This window comes from Hydrogenophaga sp., from assembly GCF_025699295.1.
GTDB lineage: Bacteria > Pseudomonadota > Gammaproteobacteria > Burkholderiales > Burkholderiaceae_C > Hydrogenophaga.
In genome coordinates, this window is the sequence record NZ_JAILWB010000013.1 from 91393 (window position 1) to 114227 (window position 22835).

Sequence of the window (22835 nt, forward strand, 5' to 3'; positions counted from 1 at the left end):
CATGAGCCTGACCGCCCGTCCCGCCCGCCTGTCCACCTCCGCCGCAGACTTCGAGGCGCAGTTTGCGGCTCGCCTGCACTGGTCGGCCGAGACCGACGGGGCGATCGAACAACGCGTAGCCGACATCCTGGCCGACGTGCGTGAACGCGGCGATGCCGCGGTGCTCGAATACACCGCGCGCTTCGACGGGCTGGCCGCCAGCGGAATGGCCGATCTCGAGCTCACACAGGCCGACTTCAAGGCCGCGTTCGACAGCCTGCCCGCCGCCCAGCGCGAGGCCTTGCAAGCCGCCACGCGTCGCGTGCGCAGCTACCACGAGGCGCAGAAGAAGGCCGGGGGCGAGAGCTGGAGCTATCGCGATGAGGACGGCACGTTGCTGGGCCAGAAGGTCACACCACTGGACCGCGTGGGCATCTACGTGCCCGGCGGCAAGGCGGCCTATCCGTCCAGCCTGATCATGAATGCCGTGCCCGCCCACGTGGCCGGCGTGCAGGACATCATCATGGTCGTGCCCACGCCAGTGCGCGGCAGCGTGGCCACCGGCGGCAGCGGCGCAGCCACCGCGGCGCGTGGTGAACGCAATGATCTGGTGCTGGCGGCTGCGTACGTGGCTGGCGTCACCCGCGCCTTCACCATCGGCGGTGCACAGGCCGTGGCCGCGCTGGCCTACGGCACGGCCACCGTGCCCAAGGTGGACAAGATCACCGGCCCGGGCAACGCCTACGTGGCCAGCGCCAAGAAGCGCGTGTTCGGCACCGTGGGCATCGACATGATCGCCGGCCCGAGCGAAATCCTCGTGCTGGCCGACGGCAGCACGCCCGCCGAATGGGTGGCGATGGACCTGTTCAGCCAGGCCGAACACGACGAACTGGCGCAGAGTATCCTGCTGTGCCCGGACGCCGCCTACATCGATGCCGTGCAGCACGAGATCGACCGCCTGCTGCCAACCATGCCTCGCGCCGCCATCATCGCCAGAAGCCTCAATGACCGCGGTGCACTGATCCACACCCGCAGCATGGAAGAGGCCTGCGCCATCAGCAATCGCATTGCGCCCGAACACCTGGAGGTCTCCAGCAGCGAACCGCACCGGTGGGAGCCACTCCTCAGGCATGCCGGTGCCATCTTCCTCGGTGCCTACACCAGCGAAAGCCTGGGCGACTACTGTGCCGGCCCCAACCACGTGCTGCCCACGAGCGGCACCGCGCGCTTCTCGTCGCCCCTGGGTGTGTACGACTTCCAGAAGCGCAGCAGCCTGATCGAGGTGAGTCAGGCCGGTGCCCAGGGGTTGGGCGTGATCGCGGCCGAGTTGGCCTACGGCGAAGGCTTGCAGGCGCATGCGCGCGCGGCCGAACTGCGGCTCAGCACCGTGCCGCCGATGCGGGGCGCGAAATGAGTGCCAACCCGCTGGGCGTGATCCGCCAGGACGTGCAGTCCATGCACGCCTACGCCATCCAGGACTCGGTCGGCCTGATCAAGCTCGACGCCATGGAAAACCCCTTCGCACTGCCGCCCGCGCTGCAGGCCGAACTGGGTGCGCGGCTGGGTGCTGTGGCGATCCACCGCTATCCGGGTGCCCGTATCGACGATCTGAAGCAGGCGCTGGCCCGCTACGTGGATCTGCCTGCGGGCTGCGACCTGATGCTGGGCAATGGCTCCGACGAACTCATCTCCCTGCTGGCCATGGGCTGCGATCTGCCGGGGGCAACCATCCTGGCGCCGTTGCCCGGCTTCGTCATGTATGGCATGAGCGCGCAGTTGCAGGGCCTGAAGTTTGTGGGTGTGCCGCTCACGGCCGACTTCGAGCTCGACGAACCCGCGATGCTGGCCGCAATGCGCGAGCACAGGCCCGCCATCACCTACATCGCCTATCCGAACAACCCCACCGCCAACCTCTGGAACGCGGAAGCCATCCGTCGCCTGATCGCGGAGGCTGCCGGTTTCGGTGGCCTGGTGGTGATGGACGAGGCCTACCAGCCGTTTTCCAGTCACAGCTGGCTGGACGAAATCCGCGCGAACCCTGCCGAAAACGCCCACGTTCTGCTCATGCGCACGCTCTCCAAGTTCGGGCTGGCGGGCGTGCGCATCGGATACATGATCGGTGCCCAGGCGCTGGTGCATGAGGTCGACAAGCTGCGCCCGCCGTACAACGTGAGCGTGCTCAACGCCGAGTGCGCACTGTTCGCGCTGGAGCATGCCGACGTGTTCGCGCAGCAGGCGGCGCAGATCCGCGAGCAGCGCGCCGTGCTCATCGATGCACTGGACCGTGTGCCCGGTGTCACGCCCTTCCCGAGCGACGCCAACATGGTGCTGGTTCGGGTGCCGGACGCGCAGCGATGCTTTGATGGACTCAAGGCCCAGGGCATTCTGGTGAAGAATGTTTCTAAAATGCATCCACTGCTGGCCCAATGCCTGCGCCTGACGGTGGGCACGCCGTCGGAAAATGCCCAGCTGATCCGCGCCCTCAAGACCTCCCTATGACCCAGACGCCTTCCGCCCTCACCGTGTCCGACCGCGTGGCTCACGTGCAGCGCAACACCTCGGAGACGCAGATCGGCGTGCGTGTCAATCTCGACGGCTCGGGTTCGGCCAAGCTGTCCACGGGCATCGGCTTCTTCGATCACATGCTCGACCAGATCGCCCGCCACGGGCTGATCGACCTGGACATCCAGGCCAAGGGCGACCTGCACATCGATGGCCACCACACCGTGGAAGATGTGGGCATCACGCTCGGTCAGGCCTTCGCGCAGGCCGTCGGCAACAAAAAAGGCATCCGCCGCTACGGCCATGCCTACGTACCGCTTGACGAGGCACTCTCGCGCGTGGTGATCGATTTCTCCGGGCGCCCGGGCCTGCACATGCGTGTTCCGTTCAAGAGCGGCATGGTCGGTGGTTTCGACACGCAGCTGGCATTTGAATTTTTCCAGGGCTTCGTCAACCACGCCGGCGTGACCCTGCACATCGACAACCTGCACGGCGAAAACGCCCACCATCAGGCCGAGACTGTCTTCAAGGCCTTTGCCCGCGCCCTGCGCATGGCCCTGGAGCGCGATCCGCGCATGGGCGACGTGATTCCCTCGACCAAAGGCTCGCTCTGAGTTCTCCTGTCCGATGAAACGCAAGACAGTCGCCGTGGTGGACTACGGCAGCGGGAACCTGCGCTCCGTGTCGCAGGCTGTGCGGCATGTGGCGCATGCCGAAGACGTGGAGGTGCTGGTCACGTCCGATGCGCAGGCCGTGCGCGATGCCGACCGGGTGATCCTGCCCGGCCAGGGCCATATGGGCGACTGCGTGCGCGAGCTCGCCACCTCCGGGCTGCAGGATGCCGTGCTGCATGCTGCCGCGCACAAGCCGCTGTTTGGTGTCTGCGTGGGCATGCAGATGCTGCTGGACCGCAGCGAGGAAGGTCCTACCAACGGCCTGGGCCTGATTCCGGGTGAGGTGGTGCGCTTCCAGCTGGAGGGCAGGCTGCAGGCCGACGGCAGCCGCTTCAAGGTGCCACAGATGGGCTGGAACCGGGTGTTCCACGAACTCGGGCGTGGCGCGTCCCACCCTTTGTGGGCCGGTATCGGGGATGGCGCCTATTTCTATTTCGTGCACAGCTTCTATGCTCGACCGGCGCTGGCGGCAAACAGCGTGGGGGAAGCGGACTATGGCGGCCGTTTTGCGGCGGCCATCGCCCGCGATAATATTTTTGCCACCCAGTTCCACCCCGAAAAAAGCGCCGATCAGGGGCTGGCGCTGTACCGCAACTTCCTGTCCTGGAATCCCTGAGTCCATCCGCCTTGCATCCACATCATCATGCTGCTGATTCCTGCCATTGATCTGAAAGACGGCCAGTGCGTTCGCCTCAAACAGGGCGACATGGACCAATCCACGGTGTTCGGCGAAGACCCGGCGGCCATCGCCCGAAGCTGGGTCAACAAGGGCGCACGGCGCGTGCACCTGGTGGACCTCAATGGTGCCTTCGCCGGCAAGCCGAAGAACGAACAGGCCATCCGCGCCATCCTCAAGGAGGTCGGTGCCGAGGTGGACGTGCAGCTCGGCGGTGGCATCCGCGATCTCGACACCATTGAACGGTACCTCGACGCCGGTCTGCGCTACGTGATCATCGGCACCGCGGCGGTGAAGAATCCAGGCTTCCTGCAGGACGCCTGCACCGCATTCGGTGGCCACATCATCGTCGGCCTGGACGCCAAGGATGGCAAGGTCGCCACCGATGGCTGGAGCAAGCTCACGGGCCACGAAGTCGTGGATCTGGGCAAGAAGTTCGAAGACTACGGCGTCGAAGGCATCATCTACACCGACATCGGACGCGACGGCATGCTCTCGGGCATCAACATCGATGCCACGGTCAAGCTGGCGCAGGCGCTCTCGATCCCGGTCATCGCTTCGGGTGGCTTGTCCAACCTCGAGGACATCCGCGCGCTGTGTGCGGTGGAGGACGAGGGCGTCGAGGGCGTGATCTGCGGCCGCTCGATCTACAGCGGCGATCTGGACTTCGAAGCGGCGCAGAACCTGGCCGATGAACTCAATGGATGAGCATGCTGGCTAAGCGGATCATTCCCTGCCTGGACGTCACGGGCGGTCGCGTCGTCAAGGGCGTGAATTTCGTCGAACTGCGCGATGCCGGCGACCCGGTGGAGATCGCCGCGCGCTACAACGAACAGGGCGCCGACGAACTCACCTTCCTGGACATCACGGCCACGTCCGACGGGCGCGACCTGATCCTGCACATCATTGAAGCCGTGGCTTCCCAGGTCTTCATTCCGCTCACCGTGGGTGGCGGCGTGCGCGCGGTGGAAGACGTGCGCCGTCTGCTCAACGCCGGGGCCGACAAGACCAGTTTCAACTCTGCTGCCATTGCCAATCCCCAGGTGATCCGCGACGCGTCAGACAAGTACGGTGCGCAGTGCATCGTGGTCGCGATCGACGCCAAACGCCGCCAGGGCGATGACCTGATCCAGCGCGGCGAGGGCTGGGACGTGTACAGCCACGGTGGGCGCAAGAACACGGGCCTGGACGCGGTCGCCTGGGCCAGCCAGATGACCGACTTCGGCGCGGGCGAGATCCTGCTCACCAGCATGGACCGTGACGGCACCAAGTCCGGTTTCGACCTCGCCCTTACGCGCGCCGTGGCCGACGCGGTCAGCGTGCCCGTGATCGCCTCGGGCGGTGTGGGCAACCTGGACCACCTGGCCGATGGCGTGCAGCAGGGGGGGGCGGACGCGGTGCTGGCCGCCAGCATCTTCCACTACGGCGAATTCACCGTGGCGCAGGCCAAGGCGCGCATGGCCGAACGCGGCATCCCGGTTCGGCTCTGACGAGGCGGTTTAGAGCCTGTCGCCCCCGCGCGGCGGCAACTGGCGCTCCAGCCGATCTTCCAGCTCACCCACAGTCGCGCTCAGGCCGTTGCCTGTTTGCTCAATGACCTGGGTCAGTGTGGCCTGGACCTGCTCCAGCCTCTGGTGCAACTGCTCTGACAGGGCCTGTTCACGCTTGGTCGCAGCCTGCAGTTCCCCTTGCAGATAATGCTTCAGCTCGGTGAAGCGTGAGGCCTCGGCCTTGTCGGCGAGCTGACGCTGTTCGTTGACCTCGCGCGTGACGCGGCGCATCTCCATCAGGTGCATGGTTTGGTAGTACACCAGCGCGGCGAGAAACACCACCAGCACCAGAGCCAGCATGCCCAGCAGCACCAGCCCCATGGGCGCCTGCACCTGGGTGAACCCAAAGTTGAGCGCGGTGGGTTGCAGGATCTGCTCGAAGTTCAGCGCGACGAATCCCGCGATGAACAGGATGAAGAGGACCAGGAGCAAGGTGCGGACTTTCATGGGGTTCCTAGTATGTGTCGGCAGGAGACGACTCGGGTCATGGTACCGCTTGTGTGCCCATGGTAGATTCCCGCCATGAACTGGCTCGACGAAGTGAAGTGGGATGCGCAAGGCTTGGTGCCCGTGATCGCGCAGGAAAACGCCACGGGCGATGTGCTGATGTTTGCCTGGATGAATCGTGAGGCACTCCAGAAGACCGCCGAACTCGGGCGCGCCGTGTACTACAGCCGGTCTCGCGACAGGCTGTGGTTCAAGGGCGAGGAGTCGGGCCATGTGCAGACCGTGCACGACATCCGGATGGACTGCGACAACGACGTCGTGCTGCTCAAGGTCACGCAACTGGGGCACGAACCCGGCATCGCCTGCCACACTGGCCGCCACAGCTGCTTTTTCCAGCGTTTCGAGAGCGGGAGCTGGCACGCGGTGGAGCCGGTGCTCAAGGACCCCGAATCCATTTACAAGTGACCCATCAGAGCATGTCCTCCACCGACGACCTGGCGAGACTGGCCGCCGTGATCGAAAGCCGCAAACCGACCAATGGCGGCGACCCCGAGCAGAGCTACGTGGCGCGACTGTTGCACAAGGGCCCCGATGCCTTCCTGAAAAAGATCGGTGAAGAAGCTACCGAGGCGGTCATGGCCGCCAAGGACGCCGACCATGGTGGTGACCGGCAGAAGCTGGTGAACGAAACCGCCGACCTGTGGTTCCACTGCATGATCGCGCTGGCCCATTACAACCTGGGGCCGGGCGACGTGGTGGCAGAACTGGTGCGCCGAGAAGGCCTCAGTGGCCTGGAGGAAAAGGCGATGCGCAAGGTTCGCCAGCGCGAGATCGACCCGGACGCAGTCTGAAGGAGTTGGCTCATGAGCGACATCATCGACGTCGAAGCGACAGACAGTGAAAGGGCCCAGTCACTCAAGACGGTGGGCTGGATCAGCTACGTCCTGCACCTTGTGGTGGCGGTGGCGGCTGTGCTGCCTGGTGCCCAGGCCAGCCCGGTGGTGCTGCTCGTGGCGTTGATCATCGACCTGGTGAAAAAGGGTGACGCCGAGGGCACGTGGCAGGCGAGCCATTTTTCCTGGCGCATCCGCACCGTGATCTGGGCTGCCGTGCTCTACCTGGTGACATTGCCGCTGTGGCTGTTGCTCGTTGCGCCGGGCTGGATCGCCTGGTGCCTCATTTCCCTCTGGTTCCTTTACCGCATCGTCAAGGGCGTGGTGCGCATGAACGCCAGCCAGCCCATGCCCGAGTAACGACCCCCTTCCCATGAGCCCTCACGACCCGAACTGCATTTTCTGCAAGATCATCGCCGGCCAGATTCCGTCAAAAAAGGTGTACGAAGACGAGGACATCTACGTCTTTCACGACATACACCCGTGGGCTCCGGTGCACTTTCTCATGGTGCCCAAAGAACATGTTCCGTCCATGGCGCAGCTCACGCCCGAGCACGAGCGTCTGATGGGGCGCATCATGACCCTGGCCCCTCGCCTGGCACTGGAGCAGGGCTGCAATCCGTACCCCGAGGGTGGATTTCGCATCGTGTGCAACAACGGCGCTGAAGGGGGGCAGGAGGTGCACCATCTCCACGTGCACGTGATGGGCGGGCCTCGTCCCTGGCTGCGCGGCTGATCACCTCTGCGCAAGGCGCTGGTATTGGGGCGGGTTGAACGGGCTGAACTCCTACCCGGGCTTAGAATCCCACTCATAGCGACTGTCGCTTCATTTCCCTATCTGGAGAAACTCATGGGTTCGTTCTCAATCTGGCACTGGCTGATCGTGCTGCTGATCGTGGTGATGGTGTTCGGGACCAAGAAGCTCAAGAACATCGGGTCCGATCTGGGCGGTGCGGTCAAGGGTTTCAAGGACGGTATCAAGGAAGGCGGGCAAACCCCGGCCGACAATGCCGGCGCACCGGCTGGGCAGGTGACCCAGGACACCCGCGCCGACAAGAACACCATTGACGTCGAGGCCAAGCAGAAAAGCTGATGCCCTTGTTGCACGGGAACGCGCACCTTCGCGTCCCCTTGCGCTCCCCCGGGGCTGACCGCCCCATCTACCTTGCCCGCGGAACGGCCGATACATGATTGATCTGGGCATCTCCAAGCTCGCCCTTATCGGTGCGGTGGCGTTGATCGTCATTGGCCCCGAAAAGTTGCCGCGCGTGGCCCGCACCGTCGGTGCCCTGCTGGGCAAGGCGCAGCGCTACGTGTCGGACGTGAAGGCCGAGGTCAGCCGTTCGATGGAGCTGGAAGAACTCAAAAAGATGAAGGATACGGTGACCGAGGCGGCGCGCGATGTCGAGAACTCGGTGCAGAGCGGTGCCAGCGATTTCGAGAAGTCCTGGTCGGATGCCACGGCCGGCCTTGACGGAGCGACCTCGTCGTACGATGCCAATGCCCCCCTGGGCTCGCTCGAAGCCCCGCCGATCTACAAACACCCCAAAAAGAACTGGCGCATCAAGCAGAAGGCCATGCCCCAGTGGTTCAAGGCCCGCACCGGTGTGCGCACACGCACGCAATCGGGTGCGGCCCGCGTGGCCCGTTTCCGGCCCCGCTCAACTTCTGCTCCCCGTTGATGTCCGACCCCAAAGATTCCACCGACGAGCTCGCCGGTACCGAGCAGCCGTTCGTCCAGCACTTGATGGAGCTGCGAGACCGGCTCCTGTACGGCATCATTGGTCTGGCGATCTGCATGGCCTTGCTGGCTGTGTGGCCAGGTCCCAGCGGGTTGATCGACCTGATCGCGGTGCCGATTCGGGCGCACATGCCGCCCGATGCCAAGCTGATTGCCGTAGGTGTGTTTTCGCCTTTCTTCGTGCCGATCAAGGTGCTGGCGATGGCCGCGTTGCTGCTGTCACTGCCCTGGTGGATGTACCAGGTCTGGGCCTTCGTGGCGCCGGGGCTCTACAGCCACGAGCGGCGCTTCGCCGTTCCGCTGATTGTCCTGGGCAGTCTGCTGGCCTACGTGGGCATCGCGTTCGTGCAGTTCTTCGTGCTCGACAAGATGTTCGGCTTCATCCAGCAGTTCACACCGGCCAGTGTGGCGGCCACGCCGGATATCGCTTCCTACGTCGAGGCGATTCTGTCGCTGTATCTGGCCTTCGGCCTGGCCTTTCAGGTGCCCATTGTCGTGGTGCTGCTGGTCAGGATGAACATGGTGACGGTGCAGAAGCTCAAGGATTTCCGCGGCTATTTCATCGTTGTGGCATTCGTCATCGCCGCAGTGGTCACACCTCCCGACGTGATCTCCCAGCTGGCCCTCGCGGTGCCCATGTGCCTGTTGTACGAACTGGGCATCTGGGGAGCGCGATGGTTTGTCAAGGCGTCGGCCAGGACCGACGAAGAGGCGAAAGAGGAAGAAGAAGCCGCGCGCTGACCGATGCGATCAGCGGGGGGTCAACTGCTGGCGTGGCAGGTTGCGCCGGCCAGGGGTCACCTCGATCTTCGTTTTGCCTTCGCGTCGCACGACGTCGAGCGTGGTGGGCGTGCCAGGTTGCAGGCTGGCCACGGCCGACAGGAGCTGCGCGACGTTGGTGACCGGGCGGCCGGCCACAGCGGTGATCACGTCACCAGGTCGAACGCCGGCCTGGGCCGCAGGCCCGTTCTGTAGCACACCGCTGATGATGACGCCGGTGCCTGGTTGCATGCCGAAACTCTCGGCGAGTTCAGGGCTCAGGTCCTGTGGCTCCACGCCGATCCAGCCGCGCGTGACCTTGCCGTCCCTCACGATGGCGTCCATCACGCTGCGCGCGGTCGAGGTGGGTATGGCGAACCCGATGCCCATCGAACCGCCAGAGCGTGAGTAGATCGCTGTGTTGATGCCCATCAGTTGGCCCTGCACGTCGACCAGCGCGCCGCCCGAGTTGCCCGGGTTGATGGCGGCGTCGGTCTGGATGAAGTTCTCGAAGGTGTTGATGCCCAGTTGCGTGCGGCCCAGCGCGCTCACGATGCCGCTGGTGACGGTCTGACCCACGCCGAACGGATTGCCGATCGCCAGCACCTGATCCCCGATCTCCAGTGCGTCCGAATTGCCCAGCGTGATGACGGGCAGGTCGGTCAGATCGATCTTCAGGATCGCCAGGTCGGTCTCGGGGTCGGTGCCGATGACCTGCGCCACGGCCTTGCGTCCGTCGTTGAGGATGACCTCGATCTCGTCCGCTTCCTCGATCACGTGGTTGTTGGTCAACACATAACCGGCCGGGCTGACGATCACACCCGAGCCGAGGCCACTTTGCTGCTGCGACGGCGTCTGGTCGCCGAAGAAGAAGCGGAACCAGGGGTCCGCGCTTTGCGGGTTGTTGGCTGGTGCCTTGCTGGTGTTGATGCTCACCACCGCCGCCGACGCGGCGCGCGCCGCGGCGCGGAAGCTTCCCGTGCCTTCGACGGGTGCGGCAACCCCCGGCGCTGGTGCCTCGAAAACCGGCACCACGGCGCCCTGGCGACCCAGCCATTGGGGCTGCAGCGTACCCACCACGAACAGGGCCGCCACCAGCACGGTGACCGTTTGGGCGAACAGAAGCCAGAGACGTTTCATGTCGTTGCGTATGGGTTTGAAAGCGGTTGACCCGGCGTGGGTCGTGGCACAGACCTTATTCTCCCGCATATGGGCGGGTTGGCGGCGGCTTCAAGCCCGCGAGGCGGCCACTCGGCTGGCACGCGGGTGTCAGAATGGAGAGTCCCTTTCTCAAGCATCGCCAGCCCCCAACATGCCTGCCCAGCGCACCGTCCTCGTCGATACCCTGAACCTGCTGCTCAAGCCCGAACCGTTCAAGGACTATGCGCCGAACGGGTTGCAGGTCGAGGGCCGTGCCGAGGTTCGCCGGCTGGTCAGTGGCGTGACCGCCAGCCGGGCCCTGATCGAGGCAGCGATCGCCGAGCGTGCCGATGCCATCCTGGTGCACCACGGCCTGTTCTGGCGTGGACAGGACGGGCGAGTGATCGGCTGGATGAAGCAGCGCCTCTCGCTGCTGCTGGCGCACGATGTCAGCCTGCTGGCCTATCACCTGCCCCTGGACGCGCACCCCGAGCTGGGCAACAACGCGCAACTGGCGCGGCATCTGGGTGTGGTGGTGTATCCCGACGCGCGCGGACGTTTCGGTGAACAGGCGTTGGGTTTCATGGGTGAGCGCCGCAGCGATTCGGCGGCGGCCCTGGCCGATCACGTGGCCGAGCGGCTGGGTCGTGCGGTTACGCTGGTGGCCGAACCCGACCGCCCGGTGCGGCAGGTCGCGCTGTGCACCGGGGGCGCGCAAGGCTATTTCGAAGCCGCCATCGCTGCCGGGGCCGATGTATTCATCACCGGTGAAATTTCAGAACCGCAAGCGCACTACGCGCGCGAATGCGGCGTGGCCTATATCGCGTGCGGTCACCATGCGTCCGAACGCTACGGCGCTCAGGCGGTGGGTGCGCATGTGGCGGCGCAGCTCGGACTCGAGCACGTCTTCATCGACGTTCCCAACCCCGCCTGAGGCAAGACATGCCGGTTGCCGCTCCTCTCCCTCTTGTTCTCAGCATGGGCGATCCGGCCGGCATCGGCCCGGAGATCGTGGCCAAGGCGTTGCGCGAGCGGCCCGATCTGCGGCATCAGCTGGTTGTCGCCGGTGACGTGGCCACACTGCACCGGGCCTTGCGCATCACGGCGCCCCAGGCAGGGTCAGCCGCAGGGGGCCTGATGCTGGCCGAAATCGAACAACTGTCCGCCGCTGGCGACGTGCCGCCCGGTTGCATGGCGGTGGTACAGGCGTGCGCGCTGCCCGAGCCGGCCACGTTGGGGCGCATTGACGCCCGCGCGGGGCGCGCGGCGGCCGACTGCATCCGCTGGGCCGCACAGGCTGCGTTGTCCGGCAAGGCCCGTGCGGTGGTGACCGCGCCCATCCACAAGGAGGCGCTGGCCGCGGCGGGCGTGGACCATCCCGGGCACACCGAGTTGCTGCAGTCGCTGGCCGCGGCGCACATGGGCGTGCCGGTGTCCGCCCTGCCGGTGCGCATGATGCTCAGCTGCCCGGGGTTGAGCACGGTGCTCGTGAGCATCCACATGTCCCTGCAGCAGGCCTTGCACGCGGTCACGCAGGAGCAGGTGCTGCAAACCATCCGCATCACGCATGCCCATTTTCGGCGGGCTGGCCTGGCCGCGCCGCGCATTGCTGTTGCCGGACTCAACCCCCATGCGGGGGAGGGCGGTCTGTTCGGGCGTGAGGAGATCGAGGTCATCGGACCGGCCATCGAGCAGGCGCGGCAGGACGGCTTGCTGGCCAGTGGGCCCCACGCGCCTGACACGGTGTTCATGCGCACGCGGCAAGGCGCCTTCGATGTGGTGGTCGCGATGTACCACGATCAGGGTCTGATTCCGGTCAAGCTGCTCGGTCTGGAGCACGGCGTGAACACCACACTCGGCCTGCCATTCGTGCGAACCAGTCCGGATCACGGCACAGCCTTCGACCTCGCTGGTTCCGGTCAGGCCAGCGCCGCCAGCATGCTGGCCGCGATCGACGCGGCCTTGGCGGCTACCCCTGCTTCCTGAGGCTGTCGCGGATCTCGCGCAGCAGGACAACGTCTTCCGGCGTGGCTGGCGGCTCCGCCGGGGCTGGCGGCGCTTCGCGCTTGAGACGGTTGATCTGCTTGATCATGATGAAGATGATGAACGCCAGAATGGCGAAATTGATCGCCACGGTGATGAAGTTGCCGTAGGCCAATGTCGGCACGCCCGCTTCCTTCAGCGCAGCCAGCGTGGGGGCGGTACCCTCGGGCACCTTGCCCAGCGCAATGTAGAGATTCGTGAAGTCCAGCTTGCCGAAAACCGAGCCGACGATAGGCATGATCACGTCTTCCACCATCGAGGCGACGATCTTGCCGAAGGCGCCGCCGATGATCACACCCACCGCGAGGTCGATCACGTTGCCTTTGACGGCAAATTCCTTGAACTCTTGCATCATGCCCATGTTTGTTCTCCAGAAGTCGGGTTGCGGGACGGCAGGGACACGCCAGGACGCGGCCGGCTGCCGGGCATTCTCACACAGGCGGCCGAGCACGAGGCCCGCAACCAGACGCGCAAGATGGGTGGGGTGCAATAGCCCAGTCCTGCGCCCCGGCAAGCGACAGAAGCCCGCGGACGCTCCAGTACAATGCCGGGTTGTCCCTAGTGTCCCGTCCCGACCTTCATTGAAAGATCCCCATGAGTGAAGCTACCGCCGGTGCGACTGTTGATCGCGGCCGCAGAACCTGGCTGATCACCTCTTGCGCCATGGGCGGCGCGGGTGCCGCCGCCGTCGCCGTTCCCTTCGTGAGTACCTTCCAGCCGTCCGAACGGGCCAAGGCTGCGGGTGCTCCTGTCGAAGTGGATGTGTCCGGCATTCAACCCGGCGAGAAGCTCGTGGTCGAGTGGCGTGGCAAGCCGGTGTGGATCCTGCGCCGCACGCCGGAACAACTGGCGGCCCTGGAATCCCTCGACAGCCAACTGGCCGACCCGGACTCGGAACGCACCAACTACCCGACGCCGGACTACGCAAAGAACACGCAGCGCTCGATCAAGCCTGAGTACCTGGTGGTGGTGGGCATCTGCACCCACCTGGGCTGCTCGCCGGGCGACAAGCTCGCGCCCGGCCCACAGCCTTCGCTGCCGGACGACTGGAAGGGGGGCTTCCTCTGCGCCTGCCATGGTTCCACCTTCGATGTGGCAGGCCGCGTATTCAAGAACAAGCCCGCGCCCGACAACCTGGAAGTGCCTCCGCACTATTACCTGTCCGACACCACTTTGCTGGTGGGTGAAGAGAAACAAGCCTGAGCCCCGGCGCTGGCAGGCAACGCAACGGATTACAGAGGCATTCCATGGCTGAATTCAAAGAAATATCCCCCGACGCGCCGATCGGTCAGAAGGCACTGAACTGGATCGACAACCGATTCCCCCTGTCCAAGCTCTACAACGAGCACCTCGCCGAGTACTACGCTCCCAAGAACTTCAACTTCTGGTACTTCTTCGGTTCGCTGGCCTTGCTGGTTCTGGTGATCCAGATCGTCACCGGCATCTTTCTCGTGATGCATTACAAGCCCGATGCGAACCTGGCGTTCGCGTCGGTCGAGTACATCATGCGCGACGTGCCCTGGGGCTGGTTGATCCGCTACATGCATTCCACCGGTGCCTCTGCGTTCTTCGTGGTGGTCTACCTGCACATGTTCCGCGGTCTGATCTACGGAAGCTACCGCAAGCCGCGCGAGCTGGTCTGGGTGTTTGGTTGTGCGATCTTCCTGTGCCTGATGGCCGAGGCTTTCATGGGTTACCTGTTGCCCTGGGGCCAGATGTCCTACTGGGGTGCCCAGGTGATCGTCAACCTGTTCTCCGCCATCCCATTCGTGGGGCCGGACCTCGCGCTGCTGATCCGTGGTGACTTCGTGGTCGGCGACGCCACGCTCAACCGCTTCTTCAGTTTCCACGTCATTGCCGTTCCGCTGGTGCTGCTCGGCCTCGTGGTGGCGCACATCATCGCGTTGCACGAAGTGGGCTCCAACAACCCCGATGGCGTAGAGATCAAGGCCACCAAGGACGCCTCGGGCAAGCCGCTTGATGGCATTCCTTTCCACCCGTACTACACGGTGCACGACCTGCTGGGCGTCTCGGTCTTCCTGATGGTGTTCTCGGCCATCATCTTCTTCGCTCCCGAGTTCGGGGGGTACTTCCTCGAATACAACAACTTCATCCCGGCCGACCCGCTGGTGACCCCGCTGCATATCGCGCCGGTCTGGTACTTCACGCCGTACTATTCGATGCTGCGAGCCATCACCACCGAAATGATGTATGCACTGGTCCTGATCGTCGTCGTTGCGGCGGTGCTGGGCGCCATCAAGGCCAAGGTATCTGGCGCGCTCAAGGCAGGCATCGTGATTGCCGCCCTGGTGCTTGTCGCGCTCATGCTGTCGATCGACGCCAAGTTCTGGGGCGTGGTGGCCATGGGCGGCGCGGTCATCATCCTGTTCTTCCTGCCCTGGCTCGACAACAGCCCGGTCAAATCGATCCGCTACCGTCCGCGCTGGAACTTCTGGCTCTATACCGTCTTTGTGATCAACTTCCTGATCCTGGGCTATCTCGGGGTGCAGCCGCCCTCGCCGATCGGCGAGCGCGTGTCGCAGGTGGGTACGCTGTTCTACTTCGGTTTCTTCCTTCTGATGCCGTGGTGGAGCCGCATCGGCGAATTCAAGCCGGTGCCGGATCGTGTCACCTTCCAGCCTCACTGAACCCACAGAGCAATGCGGAGAGTCAAGCAAATGAAAAAAATCCTCGTGGGCTTCATGCTGGCCCTGGGCTTGTCGGGTGTGGCGCTGGCTGCCGGCGGTGGCATTCCGCTGGACAAGGCACCCCAGCGCACCAACGACATGGCCGCGCTGCAAAATGGCGCCAAGCTGTTCGTCAACTACTGCCTGAACTGCCATTCGGCTGCATTCATGCGCTACAACCGCCTGCGCGACATCGGTCTGAACGACAAGCAGATTGCCGAAAACCTCACCTTTGCCACCGACAAGATCGGCGACACGATGAAGGCGGCGATCGATCCGCGTCAAGCCAAGGCCTGGTTCGGCGCCAATCCGCCCGACCTCACCCTGATCGCCCGTTCGCGTTCCAGCCATGCAGGCACCGGCGCCGACTATGTCTACACGCTGTTGCGCAGCTACTATCGGGACGAGACCAAGCCCTCGGGTTGGAACAACCTGGCCTTCCCCAACATTGGCATGCCCAACCCGCTGTGGGAGCTGCAGGGTGAGCGCCAACCTGTGTATGAGAAGGTCCAGAGCCATGGCCACGAGGTGGAGCGCGTCAAAGGCTGGATTAGCGTCAAGGCCGGTACCTTGAGCGAAGCTGCCTACGACGACAACGTGGGCGATCTGGTGGCGTATCTGCAGTGGATGGCCGAGCCGGCCCAGAACTCGCGCGTGCGCATCGGCGTCTGGGTGCTGCTGTTCCTCGCGGCCTTCACTGTGGTCGCCTGGCGCCTGAATGCGTCGTTCTGGAAAGACGTCAAATAATCCGACACGGCTGGGGGGCTTGAAAAGCCTTCCCGACCGTTCCACAGTGGTTTGCAGTGCCGCCCCGGCATGTTCGCAAGCCACTGTTTTTCGCTTTAAGGAGACTCCCACATGATGGTCTTGTATTCGGGTACCACCTGCCCTTACTCCCACCGCTGCCGTTTCGTGCTGTTCGAGAAGGGCATGGATTTCGAGATCCGGGACGTTGACCTGTACAACAAGCCCGAGGACATCGGCGTCATGAACCCGTATGGCCAGGTGCCCATTCTGGTCGAGCGCGATCTGATCCTCTACGAGTCGAACATCATCAACGAGTACATCGACGAGCGCTTTCCGCACCCGCAGCTGATGCCGGGAGATCCGGTGGACCGCGCCCGTGTGCGCCTGTTCCTGTTGAACTTCGAAAAGGAGCTGTTCACGCACGTGTCCATGCTGGAGTCGCGCAGTTCCAAGGGCAACGAGAAGGCGCTGGAAAAGGCCCGTTCGCATATCCGTGACCGCCTGACCCAGCTCGCGCCGGTGTTCCTGAAGAACAAGTTCATGCTGGGCGACAACTTTTCAATGCTCGACGTAGCGATCGCGCCGCTGCTGTGGCGGCTGGACTTCTACGGCATCGAGTTGAGCAAGAATGCGGCACCCCTGCTCAAGTACGCGGAACGCATCTTCTCCCGCCCGGCCTACATCGAGGCGCTCACCCCCTCCGAAAAGGTCATGCGCAAGTAGTCCAGTCCTGGTGATCCGCACACTCGAGTCTTCATGAGCGTTTTCGAACAGGACACCCCGTCCACCCGGCCATACCTGATTCGGGCCTTGCACGAGTGGTGTGCTGACAATGGATTCTCCCCGTACATCGCGGTGCAGGTCGATGGGTCGGTGCGGGTGCCCATGGAGTTCGTGAAGAATGGGGAGATCGTGCTCAACGTGAGCATGGAAGCCACCAGCGCGCTCAGACTGGGCAATGACTTCATTGAGTTCAAGGCGCGTTTCGGAGGGGTCGCGCGTGAAATCGTGGTGCCAGTCAGCCATGTGATTGCCATCTACGCGCGTGAAAACGGGCAAGGAATGGCCTTCCCTGCGCCAACGACCGCTGCAACCTCTGCCGCGCCAGCGACAGGGCTCGCGGCGCCAGTCGAGAATGCGCACGGCGAGGGCAGCACGGACGCTCCAGCGCGTGGTGCGTTGCGTGCAGTTCCAAGTGACTCCCCAACTTCGGATGATGGCGCCCCCCCTGAGCCGCCGCCAGCTGGCCCGGGACGTCCGGGCGGCAAGCCTCAGCTGAAGCGGGTCAAGTAAAATCTTGGGTCCTGCCGCTTTAGCTCAGTTGGTAGAGCAATCGCCTTGTAAGCGATAGGTCGTCTGTTCGAGTCAGACAAGCGGCACCAGAAACCGTCTGCACCCCGTCATGTGGCGCTCATCGTCCAGGCGTTTGGACTTTGATGCGGATTGCGTTAACCTGCGCACCCCTTTGGGTCAATGTCTGCTGCAGTGACGGCAGCAGCTGACGCACCTTGGTCGAGGCAGCAGCACTGGCTACGAGCAGGCACCACTCCCTGTCCTGCAGAGGTCCCGGCAGCACGTGTGGAAGCAGGCTGACCGGAATCAGATGGCGGACTTGATCTAGGCACCAACGGGATTCGCGGATGCGCTCCTGAAGCGCGGCCAGCGAGGGGGCTGACCCGACGGCCTGCTCCAGGCTGAGCATGGTTTGAGGTCGCTGGTTGGTTGACATGTGGTGGGGATGATCCGGTTCAGTCCGGATCTGACGGCCCAGGCCAGGAAAGGTGAAACAGTGCACATCATTATCACGGATGCCTGGCTGGCCAAGAGCCGTGCCCTGCACCTCAATGGCCTCAAGCTGGTGGCCGTTGGCGCGCTGGCGTCGGTTCTGTTGATGCTGGGCTCGATCGCCACCTACCATTGGGTGTTTCTGGAAGGTGTACGCCAGAGCTGGCCGGGCTTCGCGTCGGTGGGGCGTCTCGTGCATCCAGACGACACCGGCACCCAGAATGCGTATCTGCGGGCGAACCTGGATGCCATGGCCCGCAAGCTCGGAGAGATGCAGGCGCGCATGGTGCAGATCGACTCTCTTGGTGAGCGTGTGGCCGGTCTGGCGGGGTTGAATCCCGCCGAATTCAAGGCTCCACAAGGATCCGGTGGCGCGCTCGTGGGGGGGCGGGATCTGAGCATGGAAGAGCTCATGGGGGCCCTGGACCGTATCGACGAAACCAGCGGTTCGCGTGTGGACTGGCTCACCGTGGTGGAGTCCCGTCTGTTTGACCAGAAAATCCGGCGCACCATGGTGCCGACGGAGAAGCCGGTGGTGGGTGGCCATGTGGGCTCCCCCTTTGGATTTCGCATCGATCCCATCACGGGCCGCTCGGCGCTGCACACGGGGCTGGATTTCCCAGCGAATCCGGGCACACCGATTCTCTCGGCTGCTGGTGGCCTGGTGGTGGTGCAGGAGTACCACGTTGCCTATGGCAACATGGTCGAAATCGACCATGGCAATGAATTGATCACCCGGTACGCGCATGCCTCCAAGGTCTTCGTGAAGAAAGGCGACATCGTGAAACGTGGTCAGAAGATCGCGGAGGTTGGCTCTACAGGCCGCTCCACCGGACCGCATCTGCATTTCGAGGTATGGGTCTCTGGTGTGCCACAGGACCCGAGCCGTTTTCTGGCGGCGGGCGAAAATCTGGCGGCGGCCAAGCCGGCAGCGCCCGGGCCGCGGCGGCCCTGAACCGGGCGCGGTGCGCCGGGTAAAATGCGCACTTTGCTCTTGAAAGCCCTGCGCTCGCCTGCACTTCACGGGTAGCGTCCCGTCTTTTGCACCCCCCGGGTTCACAGGAGCCCTCCAATTCTTACCTGCCTGTCCGGCGTCCTCTGGGTCTCGGTGCAGGCCCGCACGTATGGCCACAAACTTCCTCACCAAAATCTTTGGTAGCCGCAACGACCGCCTTCTCAAGACGTATCGCAAGACGGTGGAGCGCATCAATGGCCTGGAGGCGAAGTTCGAGCAACTCAGCGACGACGACCTGAGGGCCCAGACGGAGGCATTCAAGCAGCGCATCTCGCAAGGTGAGACGCTGGAAGCGCTGTTGCCGGAGGCGTTTGCCGTTGTGCGTGAAGCGAGCAAGCGCGTGATGAAGATGCGCCATTTCGACGTGCAGCTTGTTGGCGGTCTCGCGCTGCACCATGGCAAGGTGGCCGAGATGCGCACGGGTGAGGGCAAGACGCTGACGGCGACTTTGCCGGTGTATCTGAATGCACTCACCGGAAAAGGTGTCCATGTGGTCACGGTCAACGACTACCTGGCCAGCCGCGACGCGCAGTGGATGGGGCGCCTCTACAATTTCCTGGGCTTGACCGTGGGCATCAACCTGCCACAGGCACCCCGCGAGGAAAAGCAGGCAGCCTACCTCGCTGACATCACCTACGGCACCAACAACGAGTACGGCTTCGACTACCTGCGCGACAACATGGTGTACGAAGCCGCGGACCGCGTGCAGCGTGGCCTGAACTACGCCATCGTCGACGAAGTGGACTCGATCCTGATCGACGAGGCGCGCACGCCGCTCATCATCAGCGGTCAGTCCGAGGACCAGACTCAGATCTATCTGGCCATCAAGCAGCTGGTGCCGCACCTCACGCGCCAGGAAGGCGAAGCCGACGTGCGCACCGGCGAGGGCGTGATCACGCCGGGCGACTTCACCCTGGATGAAAAGGCGCATTCGGTGCACATGACCGAGCAGGGCCACGAGAAGGCCGAAGGGCTGTTGAGCCAAGCCGGACTGCTTCCAGAGGGAGCTTCGCTGTATGACCCGGCCAACATCGCCCTGCTGCACCACCTGGTGACGTCGCTCAAGGCTCATCACCTCTACCACCGCGACCAGCACTACGTGAATCAGGGTGGCGAGATCGTGATCGTCGACGAGTTCACGGGCCGCCTGATGTCGGGCCGCCGCTGGAGCGATGGCCTGCACCAGGCGGTGGAAGCGAAAGAGGGCGTTGCCATCCAGCCGGAAAACCAGACGCTGGCCTCCATCACCTTCCAGAACTACTTCCGCCTTTACGGCAAGTTGTCCGGCATGACCGGGACCGCAGACACCGAGGCCTACGAGTTCCAGGAAATTTATGGTCTCGAGACTGTGGTGATCCCGCCCAACAGGCCCAGCAAGCGCGACGATCAGCTCGACCGCGTGTACAAGACCACCAAGGAAAAGTACGTTGCGGCCATCGAGGACATTCGCGAATGCCACGAGCGCGGCCAGCCGGTGCTGGTAGGCACCTCGTCGATCGAGAACTCCGAAATCATCGCGGGCCTGCTTGAGGCCGAGAAGCTGCCGCACGAGGTGCTCAATGCCAAGCAGCACGCGCGCGAGGCCGACATCATCATCCAGGCAGGTCGCCCGGGTGCCATCACCATAGCCACCAACATGGCCGGTCGCGGTACCGACATTGTGCTCGGGGGCAACCTGGAGAAGATGATCGACGCGGTGCAGAACGACGAGTCGCTCGATGACACTGCCAGGTCAGCCCGTATCGAGGCCATCCGCCAACAGTGGCAGCAGGATCACGAAAAGGTCAAGGCACTTGGGGGCCTGCGCATCATCGCGACTGAGCGCCACGAATCGCGCCGCATCGACAACCAGTTGCGGGGTCGGTCCGGCCGGCAGGGTGACCCCGGTTCTTCTCGCTTCTATCTGAGCCTGGATGACGCGCTCATGCGCATCTTCGCTGGTGACCGCGTGCGCGCCATCATGGACCGCCTGAAGATGCCCGAGGGCGAGGCCATTGAGGCGGGCATCGTCACGCGCAGCATCGAAAGCGCGCAGCGCAAGGTGGAGGCGCGCAACTTCGACATTCGCAAGCAACTGCTGGAGTACGACGATGTCTCCAACGACCAGCGCAAGGTCATCTATCAGCAGCGCAACGACATTCTGGATGCCTCTTCCTTGCGTGCGCAGATCGATGCGCTGCGCGACGGTTGCTTTACCGATCTCGTGCACCAGTATGTTCCCGAAGGCAGTGTGGAGGAGCAGTGGGATCTGCCGACGCTGGAGAGAGTCCTTCGCGATGAGTGGTCGGTGGAGGCGCCGGTGACCACGTGGGTCTCCGATGCGGAAGCGATCGACGTCGATGAGATCGTTGAACGCGTGCTGACGGCGGCCAAGGCGGTGTTTGACGGCAAGGTGGAATTGGTGGGCGAAGAGAACTTCACCCAGTTTGAGCGTGTGGTGTTGCTGCAGACCATTGACGGTCAGTGGCGCGAACATCTCGCGGCGCTTGACTACCTGCGTCAGGGCATCCATTTGCGTGGTTACGCGCAAAAGCAGCCCAAACAGGAATACAAGCGCGAGGCCTTTGTGCTGTTCGGTCAGTTGCTCGACAGTGTCAAGAACGACGTGACGCGCATCCTCATCAATGTGCGCGTGCAGTCGGCACAGCAGATGACAGAGGCCGCCGAGCAGTTGGAGGAACGTGCCGAGCAAATCGCCAACGTGACCTATAGCGCACCTACCGAAACGGGCGAAGTCGAGACAAGATCCCCCGTCGGAGCGACTGCGCCATCGCCCCGTTCGCCGGGCGAGGTGCCGCGTGTGGGGCGCAACGAGCCATGCCCCTGCGGCAGCGGCAAGAAGTACAAGCACTGTCACGGCAAGCTGGATTGAAGGTGAAAGGGTCGCCAGCCCCGAACCACGCGTGGCGCAACACGATTCATCGACGGAGCTCACATGCCTGTTCAACTCAATGCCCCCCTGGCCGCGGACTTGCTGCCCATTGCCGGCGTGCGCATCGGCGTAACCAAGGCGGGTATCCGCAAGGTGGATCGCAAAGACCTCACGGTGTTCCTGCTGGACGAAGGCTGCGCGGTGGGCGCGGTGTTCACCCGAAACCGGTATGCAGCCGCTCCAGTGCAGGTGTGTCGGGACCACCTGGCCTCAGGACAGGCCGTGCGCGCGCTGGTGATCAACACGGGCAATGCGAACGCCGGCACGGGTGAATCGGGTCTGGCCGACGCGCGCCAGACCTGTACCGCATTGGCGCGGTCGCTTGGCCTGCACCACGAACAGGTGCTGCCATTCTCGACCGGTGTGATCATGGAGTCCCTGCCGCTGGATCGCCTGCTGGCCGGCCTGCCCCTGGCGCTCGCCGATGCCGCCCAGCCGAAGTCCGGTGGCGGTGGGCAATGGCTCTCGGCCGCTGAAGGCATCATGACCACCGACACCTTGCCCAAGGCGTTCAGCCAACGATTCGAACTGGGGGGGCACGTCATCAGCGCCACCGGGATCGCCAAGGGCGCTGGCATGATCCGACCCAACATGGCCACCATGCTGGGTTTTCTTGCCACCGACGCCAGTGTGGCACCAGAGCTCATGAATGCGCTGGCACAGCGCCTGGCCGATGCTTCGTTCAACCGGGTGACTGTGGACGGCGACACCAGTACCAACGACTCCTTTGTGGTGGTGGCCACATGCCGGGCTGGTCATTCCCCCGTCACGGATCTGGACAGTCCGGAAGGACGTGTGCTGCTCGCTGCGCTGACGCCGGTAGCTCGCCAACTGGCGCACGCCATCGTGCGCGATGGTGAAGGCGCCACGAAGTTCATGACCATTCAGGTCGAAGGCGGTCGCACCGCTGCCGAATGCCTGCTGGCGGCCTACGCGGTTGCGCATTCCCCACTCGTCAAGACCGCATTCTTCGCCAGCGACCCCAACCTGGGTCGAATCCTCGCTGCCGTGGGCTACGCGGGCATCGACGACCTGGACGTCGGCGGTATCGATCTGCACCTGGGCGATGTGCACGTGGTGAAGGCCGGTGGCCGTCATCCGGACTACCGCGAAGCGGACGGCCAGCGTGTGATGAAGGAGGCCGAAATCCTGGTGCGCATCGGACTGGGTCGCGGAGCACACACGGAAACGGTCTGGACCTGCGACTTCAGCCACGACTACGTGACCATCAACGCCGATTACAGGTCATGATTTCCACGCCCCAC

Annotated in this window: 27 protein-coding genes and 1 tRNA gene; 24 read left to right on the top strand and 4 right to left on the bottom strand. The window is 64.0% G+C overall.

From position 1 onward, the window contains the following. The first annotated feature begins 1 nt into the window (after nucleotide 1). From hisD to hisF, 6 genes are read left to right on the top strand one after another with little or no spacing between them, the layout of a single operon-like run. Nucleotides 2–1393 carry a histidinol dehydrogenase gene (gene hisD / locus K5880_RS15300; RefSeq protein WP_297653989.1) on the top strand — a complete coding sequence of 464 codons (1392 nt, stop codon included), beginning with the start codon at nucleotides 2–4 and terminating at the stop codon, nucleotides 1391–1393. Next, nucleotides 1390–2478: a histidinol-phosphate transaminase gene (gene hisC / locus K5880_RS15305; RefSeq protein WP_297653991.1), complete on the top strand. Its 1089-nt coding sequence runs from the start codon at nucleotides 1390–1392 to the stop codon at nucleotides 2476–2478. The genes hisD and hisC overlap by 4 nt, the downstream gene beginning before the upstream one ends. Then, the gene (gene hisB, locus K5880_RS15310; protein ID WP_297653994.1) at nucleotides 2475–3095 is read left to right on the top strand and encodes an imidazoleglycerol-phosphate dehydratase HisB; all 621 of its coding nucleotides are present in this window, start codon (nucleotides 2475–2477) and stop codon (nucleotides 3093–3095) included. The genes hisC and hisB overlap by 4 nt, the downstream gene beginning before the upstream one ends. Before the next feature lie 13 nt (nucleotides 3096–3108). Further along, a complete protein-coding gene (gene hisH / locus K5880_RS15315; protein WP_297653996.1) occupies nucleotides 3109–3771 on the top strand; it encodes an imidazole glycerol phosphate synthase subunit HisH in 663 nt (220 codons plus the stop codon). Between the two features lie 27 nt (nucleotides 3772–3798). Beyond that, a complete protein-coding gene (gene hisA / locus K5880_RS15320) occupies nucleotides 3799–4539 on the top strand; it encodes a 1-(5-phosphoribosyl)-5-[(5-phosphoribosylamino)methylideneamino]imidazole-4-carboxamide isomerase (RefSeq protein WP_297653998.1) in 741 nt (246 codons plus the stop codon). A gap of 2 nt (nucleotides 4540–4541) precedes the next feature. Continuing rightward, entirely contained in the window at nucleotides 4542–5321 is a 780-nt protein-coding gene (hisF, locus tag K5880_RS15325; protein WP_297654197.1) for an imidazole glycerol phosphate synthase subunit HisF, read from the top strand. A gap of 9 nt (nucleotides 5322–5330) precedes the next feature. Here hisF and K5880_RS15330 read toward each other — a convergent pair whose 3' ends face one another. Next, nucleotides 5331–5828 carry a lipopolysaccharide assembly protein LapA domain-containing protein gene (locus K5880_RS15330; RefSeq protein ID WP_297654001.1) on the bottom strand — a complete coding sequence of 166 codons (498 nt, stop codon included), beginning with the start codon at nucleotides 5826–5828 and terminating at the stop codon, nucleotides 5331–5333. Nucleotides 5829–5894: 66 nt separating this feature from the next. On the opposite strand from K5880_RS15330, the gene hisI reads away from it, so the two are divergent. From hisI to tatC, 7 genes are all read left to right on the top strand, one after another. Further along, nucleotides 5895–6293, top strand: coding sequence for a phosphoribosyl-AMP cyclohydrolase (hisI, locus tag K5880_RS15335; RefSeq protein WP_297654200.1), 399 nt, complete (start codon nucleotides 5895–5897; stop codon nucleotides 6291–6293). An 11-nt stretch (nucleotides 6294–6304) separates the two neighbouring features. Continuing rightward, nucleotides 6305–6679 (top strand): phosphoribosyl-ATP diphosphatase, encoded by a 375-nt coding sequence (locus tag K5880_RS15340; protein ID WP_297654037.1) that lies wholly within the window; start codon nucleotides 6305–6307, stop codon nucleotides 6677–6679. Between the two features lie 12 nt (nucleotides 6680–6691). Further along, a complete protein-coding gene (locus K5880_RS15345; RefSeq protein ID WP_297654040.1) occupies nucleotides 6692–7081 on the top strand; it encodes a hypothetical protein in 390 nt (129 codons plus the stop codon). 13 nt (nucleotides 7082–7094) lie between these two features. After that, nucleotides 7095–7457 (top strand): histidine triad nucleotide-binding protein, encoded by a 363-nt coding sequence (locus K5880_RS15350; protein ID WP_297654043.1) that lies wholly within the window; start codon nucleotides 7095–7097, stop codon nucleotides 7455–7457. 114 nt (nucleotides 7458–7571) lie between these two features. Further along, the gene (gene tatA, locus K5880_RS15355) at nucleotides 7572–7814 is read left to right on the top strand and encodes a Sec-independent protein translocase subunit TatA (RefSeq protein ID WP_297654046.1); all 243 of its coding nucleotides are present in this window, start codon (nucleotides 7572–7574) and stop codon (nucleotides 7812–7814) included. A gap of 94 nt (nucleotides 7815–7908) precedes the next feature. Beyond that, complete coding sequence (gene tatB / locus K5880_RS15360) at nucleotides 7909–8403, top strand: Sec-independent protein translocase protein TatB (protein WP_297654049.1); 495 nt, start codon at nucleotides 7909–7911, stop codon at nucleotides 8401–8403. Further along, nucleotides 8403–9203 carry a twin-arginine translocase subunit TatC gene (gene tatC / locus K5880_RS15365; protein WP_297654052.1) on the top strand — a complete coding sequence of 267 codons (801 nt, stop codon included), beginning with the start codon at nucleotides 8403–8405 and terminating at the stop codon, nucleotides 9201–9203. Before tatB ends, tatC begins: the two co-directional genes overlap by 1 nt. Nucleotides 9204–9212: 9 nt before the next feature. Here the strand turns inward: tatC and K5880_RS15370 are convergent, their stop codons facing one another. Further along, nucleotides 9213–10361: a trypsin-like peptidase domain-containing protein gene (locus K5880_RS15370; RefSeq protein ID WP_297654055.1), complete on the bottom strand. Its 1149-nt coding sequence runs from the start codon at nucleotides 10359–10361 to the stop codon at nucleotides 9213–9215. A gap of 172 nt (nucleotides 10362–10533) precedes the next feature. Between K5880_RS15370 and K5880_RS15375 the strand changes: the two genes are divergently transcribed. Beyond that, a complete protein-coding gene (locus K5880_RS15375; protein ID WP_297654058.1) occupies nucleotides 10534–11295 on the top strand; it encodes a Nif3-like dinuclear metal center hexameric protein in 762 nt (253 codons plus the stop codon). A gap of 44 nt (nucleotides 11296–11339) precedes the next feature. Beyond that, on the top strand, nucleotides 11340–12347 hold the full coding sequence (gene pdxA / locus K5880_RS15380; protein ID WP_366883070.1) for a 4-hydroxythreonine-4-phosphate dehydrogenase PdxA: 1008 nt from the start codon (nucleotides 11340–11342) through the stop codon (nucleotides 12345–12347). On the opposite strand, the gene mscL is transcribed toward pdxA, so the two are convergent. Next, entirely contained in the window at nucleotides 12331–12765 is a 435-nt protein-coding gene (mscL, locus tag K5880_RS15385; protein ID WP_297654204.1) for a large conductance mechanosensitive channel protein MscL, read from the bottom strand. The two genes, pdxA and mscL, sit on opposite strands and share 17 nt — an antisense overlap. A 233-nt stretch (nucleotides 12766–12998) precedes the next feature. Between mscL and petA the strand changes: the two genes are divergently transcribed. From petA to K5880_RS15415, 6 genes are all read left to right on the top strand, one after another. Then, the gene (gene petA / locus K5880_RS15390; protein ID WP_297654064.1) at nucleotides 12999–13607 is read left to right on the top strand and encodes a ubiquinol-cytochrome c reductase iron-sulfur subunit; all 609 of its coding nucleotides are present in this window, start codon (nucleotides 12999–13001) and stop codon (nucleotides 13605–13607) included. A 44-nt stretch (nucleotides 13608–13651) separates the two neighbouring features. Next, nucleotides 13652–15052: a cytochrome bc complex cytochrome b subunit gene (locus K5880_RS15395; protein ID WP_297654067.1), complete on the top strand. Its 1401-nt coding sequence runs from the start codon at nucleotides 13652–13654 to the stop codon at nucleotides 15050–15052. A 30-nt stretch (nucleotides 15053–15082) separates the two neighbouring features. Beyond that, a complete protein-coding gene (locus K5880_RS15400) occupies nucleotides 15083–15838 on the top strand; it encodes a cytochrome c1 (protein WP_297654070.1) in 756 nt (251 codons plus the stop codon). Between the two features lie 111 nt (nucleotides 15839–15949). Continuing rightward, a complete protein-coding gene (locus K5880_RS15405) occupies nucleotides 15950–16561 on the top strand; it encodes a glutathione S-transferase N-terminal domain-containing protein (RefSeq protein WP_297654072.1) in 612 nt (203 codons plus the stop codon). Nucleotides 16562–16594: 33 nt separating this feature from the next. Further along, nucleotides 16595–17131, top strand: coding sequence for a ClpXP protease specificity-enhancing factor (locus tag K5880_RS15410; protein ID WP_297654075.1), 537 nt, complete (start codon nucleotides 16595–16597; stop codon nucleotides 17129–17131). Between the two features lie 13 nt (nucleotides 17132–17144). Beyond that, nucleotides 17145–17220 (top strand) — tRNA-Thr (locus tag K5880_RS15415). Between the two features lie 29 nt (nucleotides 17221–17249). Here K5880_RS15415 and K5880_RS15420 read toward each other — a convergent pair. Continuing rightward, the gene (locus K5880_RS15420; protein WP_297654078.1) at nucleotides 17250–17567 is read right to left on the bottom strand and encodes a hypothetical protein; all 318 of its coding nucleotides are present in this window, start codon (nucleotides 17565–17567) and stop codon (nucleotides 17250–17252) included. A 9-nt stretch (nucleotides 17568–17576) separates the two neighbouring features. On the opposite strand from K5880_RS15420, the gene K5880_RS15425 reads away from it, so the two are divergent. The 3 genes from K5880_RS15425 to argJ all read left to right on the top strand — a co-directional run bounded on the left by K5880_RS15425 (nucleotide 17577) and on the right by argJ (nucleotide 22821). After that, nucleotides 17577–18578: a M23 family metallopeptidase gene (locus K5880_RS15425; RefSeq protein ID WP_297654081.1), complete on the top strand. Its 1002-nt coding sequence runs from the start codon at nucleotides 17577–17579 to the stop codon at nucleotides 18576–18578. Nucleotides 18579–18747: 169 nt separating this feature from the next. Then, nucleotides 18748–21510 (top strand): preprotein translocase subunit SecA, encoded by a 2763-nt coding sequence (secA, locus tag K5880_RS15430; RefSeq protein WP_297654084.1) that lies wholly within the window; start codon nucleotides 18748–18750, stop codon nucleotides 21508–21510. Between the two features lie 63 nt (nucleotides 21511–21573). Next, nucleotides 21574–22821, top strand: a complete 1248-nt coding sequence (gene argJ, locus K5880_RS15435; RefSeq protein WP_297654087.1) for a bifunctional glutamate N-acetyltransferase/amino-acid acetyltransferase ArgJ — start codon at nucleotides 21574–21576, stop codon at nucleotides 22819–22821. Nucleotides 22822–22835 lie beyond the last annotated feature (14 nt).